Annotated in this window: 12 protein-coding genes and 2 pseudogenes; 8 read left to right on the top strand and 6 right to left on the bottom strand. The window is 57.4% G+C overall.

Annotated features, from left to right (window positions below):
- Nucleotides 1-28 precede the first annotated feature (28 nt).
- Nucleotides 29-489 (bottom strand): annotated as a pseudogene (locus ASE94_RS13040) (DUF5680 domain-containing protein).
- A gap of 116 nt (nt 490-605) precedes the next feature.
- Nucleotides 606-1,502, bottom strand: coding sequence for a LysR substrate-binding domain-containing protein (locus ASE94_RS13035; RefSeq protein ID WP_062630773.1), 897 nt, complete (start codon nt 1,500-1,502; stop codon nt 606-608).
- A 124-nt stretch (nt 1,503-1,626) separates the two neighbouring features.
- Between ASE94_RS13035 and ASE94_RS13030 the strand changes: the two genes are divergently transcribed.
- Together ASE94_RS13030 and ybaK are read left to right on the top strand one after the other, a co-directional pair.
- Entirely contained in the window at nt 1,627-1,824 is a 198-nt protein-coding gene (locus ASE94_RS13030) for a hypothetical protein (protein WP_156352150.1), read from the top strand.
- Nucleotides 1,825-1,861: 37 nt separating this feature from the next.
- Complete coding sequence (ybaK, locus tag ASE94_RS13025; RefSeq protein WP_062630771.1) at nt 1,862-2,335, top strand: Cys-tRNA(Pro) deacylase; 474 nt, start codon at nt 1,862-1,864, stop codon at nt 2,333-2,335.
- Nucleotides 2,336-2,405: 70 nt separating this feature from the next.
- Here the strand turns inward: ybaK and ASE94_RS20715 are convergent, their stop codons facing one another.
- Entirely contained in the window at nt 2,406-2,552 is a 147-nt protein-coding gene (locus ASE94_RS20715; RefSeq protein ID WP_082461207.1) for a DUF1127 domain-containing protein, read from the bottom strand.
- A 1,031-nt stretch (nt 2,553-3,583) separates the two neighbouring features.
- Here ASE94_RS20715 and ASE94_RS13020 point away from each other — a divergent pair.
- From ASE94_RS13020 to ASE94_RS13005, 4 genes are all read left to right on the top strand, one after another.
- Nucleotides 3,584-3,874 (top strand): hypothetical protein, encoded by a 291-nt coding sequence (locus ASE94_RS13020; protein WP_062630770.1) that lies wholly within the window; start codon nt 3,584-3,586, stop codon nt 3,872-3,874.
- On the top strand, nt 3,867-6,371 hold the full coding sequence (locus ASE94_RS13015; protein WP_062630769.1) for an ATP-binding protein: 2,505 nt from the start codon (nt 3,867-3,869) through the stop codon (nt 6,369-6,371). The genes ASE94_RS13020 and ASE94_RS13015 overlap by 8 nt, the downstream gene beginning before the upstream one ends.
- 61 nt (nt 6,372-6,432) lie before the next feature.
- On the top strand, nt 6,433-8,748 hold the full coding sequence (locus ASE94_RS13010; protein ID WP_244484038.1) for a hypothetical protein: 2,316 nt from the start codon (nt 6,433-6,435) through the stop codon (nt 8,746-8,748).
- Between the two features lie 68 nt (nt 8,749-8,816).
- Nucleotides 8,817-9,176 (top strand): hypothetical protein, encoded by a 360-nt coding sequence (locus ASE94_RS13005; RefSeq protein WP_062630767.1) that lies wholly within the window; start codon nt 8,817-8,819, stop codon nt 9,174-9,176.
- A gap of 122 nt (nt 9,177-9,298) precedes the next feature.
- Here ASE94_RS13005 and ASE94_RS13000 read toward each other — a convergent pair whose 3' ends face one another.
- Entirely contained in the window at nt 9,299-10,093 is a 795-nt protein-coding gene (locus tag ASE94_RS13000) for a HEPN domain-containing protein (protein WP_062630766.1), read from the bottom strand.
- Entirely contained in the window at nt 10,090-11,217 is a 1,128-nt protein-coding gene (locus ASE94_RS12995; RefSeq protein WP_200913653.1) for a DUF262 domain-containing protein, read from the bottom strand. The genes ASE94_RS13000 and ASE94_RS12995 overlap by 4 nt, the downstream gene beginning before the upstream one ends.
- Before the next feature lie 164 nt (nt 11,218-11,381).
- Here ASE94_RS12995 and umuD point away from each other — a divergent pair, with 164 nt between their 5' ends.
- Both umuD and ASE94_RS12985 read left to right on the top strand, forming a co-directional pair.
- On the top strand, nt 11,382-11,741 hold the full coding sequence (gene umuD / locus ASE94_RS12990) for a translesion error-prone DNA polymerase V autoproteolytic subunit (RefSeq protein ID WP_082461206.1): 360 nt from the start codon (nt 11,382-11,384) through the stop codon (nt 11,739-11,741).
- A gap of 49 nt (nt 11,742-11,790) precedes the next feature.
- Nucleotides 11,791-12,153: pseudogene (locus ASE94_RS12985) on the top strand (hypothetical protein); the annotation flags it as partial.
- A 142-nt stretch (nt 12,154-12,295) separates the two neighbouring features.
- Here ASE94_RS12985 and ASE94_RS12980 read toward each other — a convergent pair.
- Nucleotides 12,296-14,182 carry an AAA family ATPase gene (locus ASE94_RS12980; RefSeq protein ID WP_062630764.1) on the bottom strand — a complete coding sequence of 629 codons (1,887 nt, stop codon included), beginning with the start codon at nt 14,180-14,182 and terminating at the stop codon, nt 12,296-12,298.
- Nucleotides 14,183-14,613: the final 431 nt, after the last annotated feature.

The following is a 14,613-nucleotide window of genomic DNA, read 5'->3' as shown; positions in this document are numbered from 1 at the left end:
GGGGGACGCCGCAGCACCCACAACACCCCTACCCCCGCACCAGCCCCCCAAAATAATCCAACCCATAAGCCGCCCCCCCTCCACCAAGATCACCTCCCGCCCCCGAAACTGCCCAACGCCGCCCTCGCTCCAATCGCGATAAACCCCGAACGCGCCCACCCACTCAAACCCACCTAAAAACCGCCCCTCCGCATACATCGCCGTCAGCGCGCCCTTGATCGTCGCCCCGGCCCGCTCCGCATCGATCAGGTCCGGCCGGATCACATAGCCATAATAGTTCATCGCCCAGACCGGCTCGGCCTCGCGCCACACCACTTCCTGGCCCAGAAAATCGGTGCCGCCAAAATAGCTGTCGAGATAGCGCCACGGCCCCTCGCTCCAGCCAAGATCATGCGAACCCGGTCGCGACGCAGGCGCCTTCACCCCGCCCCCGACATAGGTCGCCGCCTTGGCCCGTACGATGACGGCGTTGAGTTCGTCGCTGGTCATATCCGCTCCATCCATAATGATGGATGAGCGCTAAGGGCCGTCCGCGACAGCTTTTGTCAGGATTTTACCCCTTTCGGGCTTTCGAGCGTCTCGATGCTAACGGAATGGTACCGAAGTCACGTGCCCTCGCGCATGAATGCGGTCGCCCCCAGCATCCAGTCACGAAACATCTTCACCTTTGGCGCATTCCGCCGGCTCTCGGGATAGACCAAATAATATCCCCGCCCCGCCGGCGCCAGAATCGGGAAGGGTTGGATCAGCCGGCCCGAGGCGATTTCGTCGCGAAACAGCGCCGGCGTCAGCATCGAAACGCCCCGACCCGCCATTGCAGCCGATCCCAGCAGCGATTGCAGATTGAGAATGCTCATTGGCCGGCCTTCCGTCGAAAAGCCAGGCACGCCAGCCACTTCGAACCACATGGCCCACCATTCATCCCGCGGATCGAGCATGGGCAGTTTCAGAAGGTCGGCCGGCTCCTTCACCCCGCCGATGCTCTCGGCCAGAGAAGGGCTGAGGAGCGGCGTGAAATCCGCTTCAACGAGCAGATGCGCCACCAGCCCCTTCTTGAGCGGTGCGGACAAGGTCCTGATTCCAATATCGAAATCCTCATTGAGGAGGTCCACCACATCGCTGCGGCTATCGAGCCGCACCGCGATATCGGGATGGTCAATCTGGAACAATCCAAGGTTCTGCGCCAACCATTGGCTCGCAAAAGTCGGCACGATGGTGATGGAGAGGAGATTATCGACCTCGCCGCGCGTATCGGCAAAAGCATCGCGCATGATGTCGAAGGCCTCTTTCACCTGCGGCGCTAATTTTATCCCCGCCTCGCTCAGCGCAATCTGCCGCGGCTTGCGCAAAAACAGCGCCGCCCCCACCCGCTCCTCGAGCAATTTGACCTGATAGCTCACCGCCGCCTGCGTCATCCCCAATTCCTCAGCCGCGCGCGTGAAGCTGAGATGCCGCGCGACGGCCTCGAAAACCCTGACGGCATTAAGTGGCGGCAACGACATTTGGATAAGCTCACCTTATGCATGCATGCGGACGTTTAGTTGGATCGCCGCCGATATCAGGCGCATCCTCCTGCCATGTCAACCTGATATGGAGCGGCTCGCCATAAGGCCAGTCGATGCATCAATGCTCACGCTGCCGCACATCCTTGGCTTCCTCTTCGCCGTCCCTGCCCCGTCCGACGCATCCGAGAAGCCCGATCGCCACAAAGCCATCCAGGCCCTCCGCCTCTCCCCACACATCCTTCGCGACGTCGGCATGGAGGATTACGACGCCGCCGCCAACGACCCACGCTGGGTCCAGCGTCCCGACCTCGAACGCTGAGGCTTGAGCTTTGTTTTATTCGAGCTAAAACAAGGACATGTCAAAGACCACGCCCGCCACCCAAGCGCTTATCAAAGCCGGTATCGCCTTCACCCTGGCGCACTATGACTACGACCCCAACGCAGAACGCGTTGGGTTGCAAGCCGCTGAAGCAATGGGCGTTTCTCCCGGCGAGGTGTTCAAGACGCTGATGGCCGAACTCGACGGCAAGCCGATCTGCGCCATCGTCCCGTCGGACGAGGAGGTCAATATGAAAAAGCTCGCCACCGCCCTCGGCGGCAAGTCGGCGCGTATGATGAAGCCCGCCGACGCCGAACGCCTGACGGGCTATAAAGTCGGCGGCATCAGCCCTTTGGGGCAGCGCAAGCCTGTGCCAACGGCGCTCGACGAAATGGCGCAGCTCTATGATGAGATCTATCTCAATGGCGGGCAGCGCGGGCTGCAAATTCGCATCAAGCCCAATGACTTGATCGTCGCGCTCGACTGCATAGTCGCTGACCTGACGCGCTAAATCCGGGCCCCAGAAACGACAAAAGGCGCCCTGAGGACGCCTTCATCGTACGACTGCTTGTGCTTAAAGCTTAGGCAGCGTAGGTGCCGCGAGCGATCGACTTGATGTCGCCGCGCGTGATGCCCAGATCGGTCAGCTGACGGGCGTCGAGCGAGTTGAGCTCGCGCATCGTGCGCTGGTAACGGGCGTAGTCGGCAAGCTTCTTTGCAATGTTCATTTCGGTTCCCCTTCGTTTGATGACTTCTATGTAGATCGAACCGGTCGTGGTTAGTACTCAGTCTCTCTGCACATCCGTTATGCACTGACTGCATCCAAAAGAGGCATATGGTTCATATTCGGTTTAGGTGGCTTGGGCTCAAACGCCGGTTATTCGAGAGCAGAGCGAGCGATCAAACTACGAAAAGCGAAGGAAAACCGGGCAATACGAGTACCTCGAATTGCCGGTTTGCAAATTTTGACCAAATGGTCAGGAGCCATGCATTAACGAATGAGCAACACGGCCGCCGGTGCAAAAAGACCCATGAAATCGTTGAAAAGGACTCAGGGTGCGAAATTGTTCAGCATTAGCAATGTAGAGCTGCCTCGGCCCGCTAAGTCGGGCGCTTCCTCAACCACGACAAGACCCTGGCCTTAAGAAGGGGTCTATTTTATCTCTCAGCGCATCACGGACTGCTCAGCATTGCTTTGCGCAGAGAAGTGCACGGGTGCCATTTTCACAGGTGTGACCTAGGGCGTGAGGTCGACACTGGTCTTTAACGCTGAGTATTCTTAACGGCCGGTTTCGGCATTATTGCTTCGTCGATATCCTCATTCGGGCATTCCAACCGTAACGACTGACAAGGGCCGAGAGCGGACTGGCCGCTTTAGTAGACGCTCTGCAAAAAGCGGTCGCTGTCGGCCGATCTGGGGCCGCAAGCGGACTGACAGCTCTCGGCAGAAATCCAGCGAAAGCGGAAGTTTAGAACCTGGGCGCGCCAAGAGTCGGGCTGGGGTCGTTTGCTGACTTTCCGGCTCAGGCACCAGCAGTGGGAAAGCAGACTTTCGTGCTTCGGCCGACTGCGTACAATCACGCAAGGAGGGGTTGCTAAATCACCTTCGACCATTGACGTCTTTGCTCGCTGGTTTCACGTTGATTGAGGGGGAATAATCAGCGCTTGCAGTTATGACGCCCAGCCATCTGATTTTGGCGGCATTGCTACGCCGTCACCATCGATGGTTCTTGGAAGAGGGCCGACAATAGGGGGGGAAATGATGGGACAAGATGAAACGGGGGCACCGGAAAAAGCGGCGACTCCCGATATGCTGGCGGCACTGGCCGCGCCAAAGGTCAAACAGGCGGATACGCCCGAAGTGTTCCTCGCGACGCTGTCCGAGACGCTTAAGGCGTCGGACGATGTCGACGTCGATCTTGCCGGCATCCTGTCCGATCACCTGCTGACGGTCACGCCGCATGCCAATGCCGTAGGCAATGCCAAGACTGCGATCGTCGCGCTCGCGGCGAAGCGCGCCGCACCAGTCGATGAGCAGGTCGATGGCTGATCCGACGCTGTTTCACTCGCTGACGCTCGAAGGCTTCCGCGCCTATCTTCAGCCCAAGACTTTCGACCTCAGTAAGAAGCCGTGCCTCGCGATCTTCGCGCCCAACGGCCTCGGTAAATCGAGCGTCATCGACGCACTCGAGTTTCTGTTCTCTGAACATGGCACGCTCGAACGCCTCGGGCAGCGCACTTTGAACAACCAGGCCGGACCGCCCGCCCTCGCGCACAATGGCTCACAGGCGGCGGGCATCGCGCCGATGGTGAAGTTCACCACGATCACCGGCAAGACGACGGTCGAAGGTAGCCGTACCGCCACCGGCAATCTTCGCCCGATCCATGCGGCCGCAACCGCGATGAAAGCCGGGTTCGTCGTCTCGCCGATCATCCGAGGCTATACGCTGCGCACGTTCGTTGAAACGCATAGTCCGGAGAATCGCTACAGCGACGTGGCGAGCTGGCTGCAGCTTTCACCGCTGGTGGAAGTGCAGAAAAACCTCCGTCTTCTGCGCCGCGATGTGAAGGCCGCTGCCGAGAGTGCCACCGAACAAGTTCGCCTTGCCGGTCTATTGCTGACTGAGACCGCACAGGCCGTTCAGGCGTGGGACGACGCGACCGTGCTCGGTTTCGTCAACGTGAGCGTCATCGCTCCGCTCGATCCCGAGTTAACGCTCGCAGCGCTCTCCGCCGAGGACGAGGGTTATATCGAGGTCGGCAATCGTGTCGAGGCGGAGGAAAAGCGGCTCGGTCTCGCCGGTCTTAAACAGATTCGTAATTCGCTCATCGCGCTGTGGCAAAAAATCGTTCCCGAGGACGGCGGCGACGCCACATGTTCGGGCGCCATCGAAGCGTTCGATAAGGCGCTGTCTGCGCTGGCCGACGCGAAGGCCACTGAGGTCGTTGAACGCGACAAGGCGTCGGGCACGGTCTTCCGGTCAGTTTGGAAGGAAGCCGAGAAGCTGTTTGCAGACGACGCGACCGCGCCCGACGCATGCCCGGTCTGCGCCACGGCGATCAGTGACACTGCCGCCGGAAGTGTGCCCGCCATCCGCGATCTCTTGATGACCCATATTGAGGATCTGCAAAGCTACAACGACGCGAAGACCGCGCTGGACAATGCCGAGACCGCCGCCAGCCAGACGCACAATCGGCTCGTGGCGCGTCTTCCCGCGATGATCGAGCATTTGTCCGATGACGATGTCGACGGATTCAAGACCGCGCTCATCGCCTACCAAGCCGGCGTTGGCGGATGGCCGACCGTTAACGCGCCCGATTCCTCCGCCATCGTCGCCGAGTTGGAGACGCGCCTCGCCGACCTTGATCATGAGATCGCCGACATCGAAGCGAAACAGGGCGAGCATACTTGGGTCAAGGTCAAGGCCAGCATCGACCGGCTGCTTAATCTCCAGAAAGCTGTGGCGCTGGCAACTCGCACCACCGAGCAGTTGACTACGCTGCACGAAGCGCTCGTCGTGCAGGCCACGCTCGTCTCGAGCAAAATCCGCGAGAAGGTCCAGTCGCTCCTCGACACGCTTCAGGCGCCGATGAACGACATTTACAAGGAGATCCAAGGCACCAACGCCAAGCTGATCCGACTTGAACTGCCTGGTGAGGACGACACCAACCAGCAGCGCATGCAGCTAGTGATCGATTTTGCGGACAATCGTCAAAGCGTCGCGCCGGGCGGCTATCTCAGCGACTCCCAGATCCATTCGGTCGCGCTCGCGCTCCGCCTCGCGGCGATCAAGAAGTTCAACAGTGCTGCACCGGTGATTGCGCTGGACGATGTCGTCACATCCTATGACGCCGACCATCGCCGCGCGATCGGTGCGCTGCTCGCGAAGATGTTCACGGACTGCCAGATCATCCTAACCACACATGACGAACGCTTCTTCAATTATCTGAAGGACCAGCTCACAGCGAAGGACTGGCAGTTCGCCCGCATCATCGGACTTGATCCGGCGTTTGGGCCTCGCTTCGCCGACCACAAGGTCACCGATGAGATGATCGCCGATCGCTGGGCCAAGGGAGAATCCGCCGCTAACGAGATGCGTCAAGCCGAGGAGGAGTGGCTGCTGGGTATCGCCCGCGGGTTCGGCGTCAATGTTCGCATCCGACAGCTCGAAAAGGCCTATTCCTACGAGCGTTCCGAACTGGCCTCGGCGATCGGCGGCTTCCTTAGCGACCTCAAGCTTACTCCCGCTGATGTGACGGGCGTGAATAATCGCTTCATCGCCAGCCTTATCAAAGGCGACATTGAGAATTTCGGAAGCCACTTTCAGGACGCCCCCTATGGCGACGGCTCGATTGGGGACGAGCAGACGCGGTGGGACGAGTTCAAGGCGTTCCGCCAGCAGTTCGAATGCGTGTGCGGTCGCACCAGGTATCAGCGGCCTTTCGGCCTTAACAAGCCAGTGTGTGCGCATGATAAATGCGAGACCCAGTTCGCCTTTAAGCAGCCTGTGGCGGGAACAACTGCAGCCGACGCGGGGGTCAGATGATGGGAGTGCATGAAATATCGCGACAAAGCGTCATCTGTTGTGCGGTGGCCACGTGACAATCGTGGCCGGCCAAACCGAACCTGCGGTGACGAATGTGCGCCGCGCGCATGGCCCGTGGAGCGACCTTGCACTTCATACGATCGGTTGGCGCGCCTTCCAGGATCTCTGCTCCCAAGTTAGCGAAGTGGTTCTGGGCCGCCCGGTGGAAATATTTCGCGAGGCGCAGGACGGCGGTCAGGACGCGGTATTTCTCATCCCTTCGCCAAGCAATGAGCAATTCATCGGAACGGTCCAGTGCAAGCATACCTCGGATGCCGGAAAGGCGCTCAAGGTCGGCGACCTCTCCACTGAGATCGGTAACATCGAGGAACTCGTTAAAGCTGGCCAAGCGGACACCTACGTCTTCATGACCAACATGAGTGTGGATGCGCCAGTTGCGGCCGCCATGCGGGCCAAGCTGCGCGAGCTCGGTGTGCGAAAGCCCCACATCCTGGGCCGCCAATACATCATCCGGGTCATTAGGAGCAGCGCACGACTGCGCGCGCTCGTCCCGCAGGTCTATGGCCTGGGAGACTTGACCTCGATCGTCGACGAACGGCTGAGCGAACAGAGCCGGGCGTTGCTTGACGGCTGGGTTCCGAAGCTTCGCACCTATGTTCCGACGCGGGCGCATCGCGACGCGGTCAACGCCATCTCGGAACATGGCGTGGTGCTTCTGCTCGGCAATCCAGCCAGCGGCAAGTCGGCGATCGGCGCAATCGTTTCGACCATCGCTTCGGAAAATCCGGACAATACCGTCCTTGCCCTGACCAGCCCGCGCGATTTCGAGGCAGGCTGGAATCCCAACGATCCCGGTCGCTTCTTCTGGATTGACGACGCCTTCGGTTCGAACGTGCTGCGCGACGATTACGTGCAGGACTGGACGTCGGCTTTCTCGAAGCTGCGCGCGGCGATCAAGCACGGCAACCGCTTCCTGCTGACTTCGCGCAAGCATATCTATGAGGCAGCTCGGCGCCGGCTGGGGCAGCGCAATCTTGCGCAGTTCGCCGATGGCAGCGCCGTTGTCGACGTCGGTGATCTGACCTTTGAAGAGAAGGCGCAGATCCTCTATAATCACATCAATTTCGGCGAGCAGAGCCAGAGCTGGCGTTCAAGCGTCAAGCCGCACCTCGAAGCGGTCGCCGCCGTCGACGATTTCCTACCTGGAATAGCCGAAAGGCTTGGCGATCCGAACTTCACTAAGGGACTGGCGCCTCGCGAGAGTTCGCTCGTGCGCTTTATGGAGGAACCGACCGAGCACCTTGTCGACACGGTCAGCGCTCTGGACGAGCAGCTCCAGGCCGCGCTCTATCTCGTCTACGTCCATCAGGCCGGCTTCGATCCGAACGATCATGATGCCGGCGCCGCCGAAGCAGTGGCGGAATTGACCGGTTTCAGTCTGGCTAGAATCCAGGATTGCTTTGCCGAATTGAAGGGCTCGTTCTTAAAACGGTCCGGCGCCAGATGGACCTTCGCGCATCCGACAATTTCCGACGCCTTGACGGAGATTCTGCGGCAAAAGCCGCACATGATGGCCGCGCTCATCCGCGGCGCACCAATCGACACGATCCTCGGCAGCTTTACCTGCGAGGGTTCGCCGGTCATTCGCGACGCCCTCGTTATCCCGCCCACGCTCGACGATGCACTGGTCGCCCGGATCAGCCGCACGCCTGACGAGACGCATCGGAACTGGATGCTCTTTCACTTCCTGTCCTATCGGGCCAGTGATGCGGTCTTCGTCAAGGTGATCAGGCAGTTTCCTGACCTGCTTCTAAGGTTCTGTTGGCAGACGGATTCTGTTGCCAACAATCCCCGTTTTCAAGCCTACGCCCGCGCCCATCAATTCGGCCTGCTGCCGGATGGCTTGCGACGCGAGGCAGCTAGCAGCCTCGAATCAATCGCGCTCTCCGACTTCGATACATCGTTCTTCGCCGATGAGGAAATGCTCGCGCTCATACCGCCGATTTCCCTCGTTGGCCTAGGCTTGGCAATGCGAACAATCCTGTTGCCAGCCCTTGAGGAAAAAATCGGAGAGATCGCCGCGGATGCCGACCTTGACGAGGAGCCCGACAGCCACTTCAAGAAATTGCTCGGTGCTCTCGATTGTGTCGAAGAGATGGGCGTCGGTCTGGATGACGACGCGGTCAGCTTGATGGACGCCGCGCGAGATCAGGTAAAGCGCGCCATCGAAATGCTTGAAGAGCGCAAGCGGGAGCGAGATGAAGACACCGACGACGATACGGACTGGACCCACATCGTGACGCAGAAGAAGGCGGAGCCGTCCTCGGCCGATGCTGCTGCCGTAAAGCGCTCGATCTTCGACGACGTAGATAAGTGACGACGATTATCTGCCGCAATCGGCTTGAATCGCAAACTGTCGGATAGGTCACCCATCGCGATCTGTGGATGATCCAAACCAAGCCAGGGCCTAGTGGTGAGTTTCACTATGTCCTGCTGCTGAATCCCAATGCCGCCATGGAGTGGATGCGCGGTCAAAAGAAGGTTCAAGACGCCATCTATTCACGCGTCATCGACCGCCTCATGGAAGTTGGTGCCTATGGTGAAATCGAGGCGGTTCACGATTATTGGAAAGCGCAGGCCGAGGCGAATGCAATTGCGGCAGCTGTTGCCGCTGCTGCAACCGAACCCGTCGCTCCCAAGCAGATTCCGGCGCCGCCGGCTAACCCAGATATGGAGCTAAAGATGACTAGGAGAAGAGCACTAGGTCCTGTGTGCCTGCACGCCCACCTGGGACCCGAAACCTAAAGCCCGATCCCTTCCGGGATCGGGCGTGGCGGCTTACGACGACTGCGCTTGCGAGGCTGGCAGCTAACCTTTGCCTCGCAGGCGCTCTATAACAGCACAAGCCCGAATTTTCAAAACATAGCCTATTTTCTCAAGAAGTCAGCTGCGGAGAAGGCTAATCCGTGCATCAGTACGTGCATTTTCTGCACATCGATTTTCAGCTCTTCCCACGTTGTATCATTGCCGGTCACGTCGCCATGGGCGATGCTGTGTCTTCGCGTCATTATCTCTTCAATATACGAGTGCCATAAGGTTTCAGTGGACTTGCCCTTTTTGATGCGGGCGAACTGATATTTGCTTCCGATCGCCGTATAGGGAAAACGGTAAAGACTGGAGCGCCGCTTTCGCATATCTCGTTTGATTACAAAGTTCGTGAATTCGTAATTGTCGAACACAACTTCGAAGCTTGGCGTTGCTATCGAATTTACAATGCAATTAATCCCAAAACGCTCGAACATGGTGTCTATGAACGAAGAGTTTGGATTCTTATTTGGATTTTCCTTGTAAGAAAAATAATCAAGATCGATTTGAACAGAATTCTTGTCAAAAAAACTGACAAGCTGCGCTATTCGCTTTTCAATTTCTTTCGCCTCTACTCCGTCGTAGAAAGCAATTTTTTTCGCGAAGGTGCGCTTCATGGCTTCCGGCATCTCATGGAAGCCTTTGAGGTGATAGTTCAAATCAGCCAAAAGGCCACTGGTTAGATCTTTAAGAAAGCCCTCCAAATGAGACGCCAACAACACGCAGCATGCCCGGCATAGCGTGTTGTACAGCTGCTCGTTCGTTTCAGCGCAACCCTTCGCTGTCAGTATAAGAAGTTCCAGCTCTTCGATGCGCTTTGGTATGGAGGCAACGGCCTCAAAAGCTGCTGTCGTCATCTCCCCAGATGCGCTACCATTGCATCGATACGTTCAACTACCTTGGCTCCGTCATTAACGCTGCCACTTACCGCAGCGAAAAAGTTTTCGTCTTCGAACAGCTCTCGATAGCCTTCAAGGGCTTGAGCTGCTTCGTCAGGATCGTCGTCCAAATCTGCGGCAGAGAAAACTTCGGCAATGCCAACCGCCACAGCATCAAAGACTGCCGCGTTAAATGTAGACATACGCTTGCCACCTCGTCGAAATTTGGCAAATGGTGTGAGGTCCTCGGCGTTTTCGTAGATGAAGCGCATGTACACTCCAAATTCCCATGCGCCCTGATCAATCTCTTGATCACTCCAGTCGTTGAATTGGATCAAGCTGGTGGTGAGGAATTCCCTAAATCCCTTTTTGAGGGTCTTGTATCGTCCGTCTCGTAGGGCAAAGAACCTGAGGACTAGTTCCACGTCCTCCATCTTCTGAACTTTCGAATTAGACGCTGGGTCGTTTTCGGGAACCTGTATCATCGACCTGAATTCAGCGAATTTTGCCATCTCCTTGATGGCATCGTTGAATGGTCCGCGGGCTGTTGCATTGCGCAGCTCCTGCGACTCCAGGCGTACCGAACCGGTGTTTAGACGTTCAAAAATGTCGAATTTGACCTGAGCATCAACTGTTGAGTCGATGCGCATGCACTTGACAGTGCGTTCTTCCAGGCGGCGCACGAGGAACGGAGGGAGATCCCTATAGAAGGCTCCATTAAGCTCGGAGAGAGTTTCCAGACCCTCTAATGGAAACTGGTCGCGGAGGTAGTCGTAGATTGCCGTAAGTCGCTGTTGCCCGTCGATGACGGTATAGCGAGCCGTTGAATCTTCCGTCTCTTCATCAACATCCACGTCCTGAGAAAGAAAAATCACCGGGATAGGGATATTTAAGATTAAACTTTCGATCAGCCGCGACGAGGTTTCTGCTGACCATCTATGACGCCGCTGATAATCAGGGTCCAGCTTTATTGATTTTTTCTTGATGCGTTTTACTAAGGTTTCGAGATCATACTCGACGTTTTGCGTTTTTACAGTCCGCTCACGAGCTTTCTGTTGAAGCACATCGAGGTTGTTTTTGAGTGTTCTTTGCTTGATGACCACGACTGATCCCGACCCGTAAAGTGTGCGCTCTCCTTTACATCATCGCGGGGGGCATGAAGGCAAGCGGTCCTCCAAAAGGCCAACACACAGAAATCTCGGAAAGTTCGTTGTTCCTGTTTTGTTATATTTGTAGGCGTTAAGTCCTTCGCGTGAGGGAGCCTACCTTGGCCATCGTTCTCAATTCCCGTTGGCCTGTGCCGCTTGCGCCAATCGCGCCCGTATACGTGCCATTGGTCGGTCGAACGGTCCACGCTGGTTTCCCGTCTCCTGCTGATGATTTCATCGAGGAGATGATCGACCTCAACCAGGTCCTCATCGAGAACCCAACCGCGACATTCCTCTGGCGGGTCGTGGGCGACTGCATGATCGACGTGCAGATCTTCCCCGGCGACGTCGTGGTGGTCGATCGCTCCAAAGCGCCTAAGCACCGTTCGATCGTTTTGGCGCTCATCGACGGCGACCCGACCTTGAAGCGGCTCAACCGCCGAGGCGGAGCCATGTATCTCCACAACGAGAACGCCTAATTGCCGGCGTTCACCGTCGCCCAGGGCGTGGAGGTTTCCATCTGGGGCGTTGTCACCGCCACCATCCGCGACCTCGCGAAATGACGGCGCCCTGATCGACGGCAATAGCTTCTATTGCTCGTGCGAACGCGTCTTCGATCCCAAGCTCGAGCGGCGCCCGGTGATCGTGCTGTCCAACAACGACGGGTGCGCCGTGGCTCGCACGAACGAAGCCAAGGCGCTCTGGATCAAGATGGGCCAGCCCTATTTCCAAATCCGTCAGCTATGCGAGCGCGACTGCGTCGTGGCCCTATCTTCAAACTACGCGCTCTACGGCGACATGAGCCGCGGGATGAACACGCTTTATGAGCGTTTTTCGCCCGAGATCGAGATCTACAGTATCGATGAGAGCTTTCTCGACGTGACGCCCCTGCCCCCCGATGAAGCGCTCTTGGGGACGATTATATCGCGAACACGAAGATCCGACCTTTTGCCTTTGGCGATGTTTCAATCGGTGCCAGAGGCTCCGATAAGATGAGAAGTTTCATCCCGATTGCCGATCCTTTCACCCTTCTTCAGTGAAGGGTTGAAACAAATCCCGGCTCGATAAGACGGCGTGGCGTCTCTGGAGAGAGAATTGATCGCCGTTCCAACTCCTCTCGATTGTCGAGAAGCAGCTGCGTCGCGCGGCGGGCCGCCTCCTCGATGTGCCGGCGAACTGAGGGGACAGACGAAGCGGCGGTGACCAGTCCCAGCTCTCCTATGCCGAAGCTGCCTTCAATTGCAGCAGCTATACGGCTGGCTTTGGCGAGATCGCCTGTGCCGAGGGTTGAAGGGTAATCAAGCATAAGTTCTTCGGCCTGCCGGCCAGCCACGAGCACACAAAGCTCGTTTCTCAGATCGACGATGGTTGGGAACGAAACACTCATTGGAGACGAAACATTGAGCACTGCTGCCACGATGGAGCGACCGGCATAGTAGACCGCGAAACGATGTTTATCGGCCGCCGACAGGGCTTCAAATGGAGCCCGAACATGCGCTCTCAGTTCTAGTGACGAGACCGCCCTGCCCTCACGTCGACATTTCGCGGTGACGGACCGCACCAACGAAACCAAATCCGCTCCGGTCTGTCCCTCTGTCAGCATTGCCAGATCCTCGAGATCGGCGCGCGAAAGGCTTGCTGTGAGCTGCGACGCTAAAATGGCCTGACGGGCGTCTCTGTCCGGAAGCTCTATGCGAATGTGTTTTTCTATCCGCCCAGAACGCAAGAGTGCTGGATCGATGTTTTCGGGATTGTTGGTCGCGCCGATCAGTATGAGGCCCGGCACCTCGAGAGCCTCGGTGGTAAGCGTAAGGAGATGATTGACGATTTGCAGCCAATAGGTGCGGTTTGAACCATCTTGATGACTGCCGCGACTGCTGATGCCGTCCAGTTCATCGATGAACAAGACGCCGGGCGTCTTGCGAGCATGCAAGAAGAGCTCGGACATATGCGCGAGCGTGCCAGAAAGATTGTTGTGCGCGTTCCAGTCCGCCACACTGGTCACCGTTAGAGGCACTTTCAATTTCGCCGCGAGCAGCCGCGGAAAGATCGTCTTTCCTGTGCCAGGAGGCCCTGACAAAAGTACGCCTCGGTCAGGGACCTCGTCCCATTGGATTTCACCCGCCTGCCATGAAGCATAGTCTTGGTTGAGCGCCATGCCCCAGATCTTGGCGTCCCCGTAACCTGCAATGGTGTCGAAGCGGAGCTTGGAATCTTTCGAGAGTGGCTTTTGTTGGCTACCCAGAAGAGCTGTCAGAGCCTCCAAGCACCGTTTGGCATCCATTCCCGGCCTCAGGATAGCAGCGATATCGGCGGCCGAAACGTTTCCCGGATCACCAATCAACCATTGACCATCAGTTGGACCGGAGACGATTTCCACGCAGGCCTTCACGGCATCCGGTGAGATTGAAGCAAACGGCAGAATCACGTCAGCGGCAAGCCGGGCTGTTTTTGTTTGACCTTCATTGCCTGCCGACGGGACAAAACACACAACCAGCGCATCAGAGTTGTAGGCTGCCATCAGTATCCGATTTAGCCATTTTCCAGATGGCCCCTGGCCGATTTCGAGGGCAACTGGAGAGGCATGGATATCGTCACTCCCCTCTTCGATCCAGCCATGTTCCATTGCCGGCGATAGAAGTTCCAGAGCCAATTCAATTGAATGAGTGTTCCCAACCTCAATAACCAGGACACTCTTATGCGCTAGCATCTGCTTCATTGTTTGAAAGAGCGGCTTCAATGTATCAGCGAGTTGAAAAGCCAGAAGAACGTCCTCAACTCCTAAAGGTACTTTGCCGTGCTCGGGGGTCGGATCTGTGCGTCTCTGCTCACGCTCACGTTGATGGGCTGCTCTAAGCAGGATCTCCTCGACAAAAGTATGGCCCTCAAGGTGCGTGCGAAGTCGATCGAGCTTAAGCATCGCAGTCCACCGGCTGGGTAATGCGAATTGGATACGCTTCTAGGGCGGACAGGGTGTCGTGAAAAAAGCCTGGCATAGCCAGAAAAGGAGGGGGAATGGTCATTTGAAGCAACGCTGTTGAGTTGGCCGAAGGCCGAGCGCTGCATGCCCGTGAAACTACAATATGCCTGACGAAGCCTTATGCGAAGCCATCAAGTGCATCGGAAGGACATTAGAGTTAAGGATCGACATACATACTCCAACGAATATAGGCGCCGGTTAAGAGCGCAAGTCTGCTGACAAGAGCACCTTGCCCTCGCGGCGACATTTCGCGGTGACGGATCGAAGCAACCATTGACTTAAACGGGGTGATGGGGTGGACGCCCCCCGGCGGCATCGATGTGCCAAAGTGGAGGTGTTGAACACACCACTTGAGGAGGCGCCCATGTTGG

Origin of the sequence: Devosia sp. Leaf64, assembly GCF_001421945.1 — a bacterium.
Taxonomy (GTDB): domain Bacteria; phylum Pseudomonadota; class Alphaproteobacteria; order Rhizobiales; family Devosiaceae; genus Devosia.
This window is presented reverse-complemented; position numbering and strand designations above follow the sequence as displayed.

Coding starts and splice junctions, on each gene's coding strand:
- ASE94_RS13035 (WP_062630773.1), bottom strand. CDS start 1,502: ATGTCGTTGCCGCCACTTAATGCCGTCAGGGTTTTCGAGGCCGTCGCG.
- ASE94_RS13030 (WP_156352150.1), top strand. CDS start 1,627: ATGCTCACGCTGCCGCACATCCTTGGCTTCCTCTTCGCCGTCCCTGCC.
- ybaK (WP_062630771.1), top strand. CDS start 1,862: ATGTCAAAGACCACGCCCGCCACCCAAGCGCTTATCAAAGCCGGTATC.
- ASE94_RS20715 (WP_082461207.1), bottom strand. CDS start 2,552: ATGAACATTGCAAAGAAGCTTGCCGACTACGCCCGTTACCAGCGCACG.
- ASE94_RS13020 (WP_062630770.1), top strand. CDS start 3,584: ATGATGGGACAAGATGAAACGGGGGCACCGGAAAAAGCGGCGACTCCC.
- ASE94_RS13015 (WP_062630769.1), top strand. CDS start 3,867: ATGGCTGATCCGACGCTGTTTCACTCGCTGACGCTCGAAGGCTTCCGC.
- ASE94_RS13005 (WP_062630767.1), top strand. CDS start 8,817: ATGATCCAAACCAAGCCAGGGCCTAGTGGTGAGTTTCACTATGTCCTG.
- ASE94_RS13000 (WP_062630766.1), bottom strand. CDS start 10,093: ATGACGACAGCAGCTTTTGAGGCCGTTGCCTCCATACCAAAGCGCATC.
- ASE94_RS12980 (WP_062630764.1), bottom strand. CDS start 14,182: ATGCTTAAGCTCGATCGACTTCGCACGCACCTTGAGGGCCATACTTTT.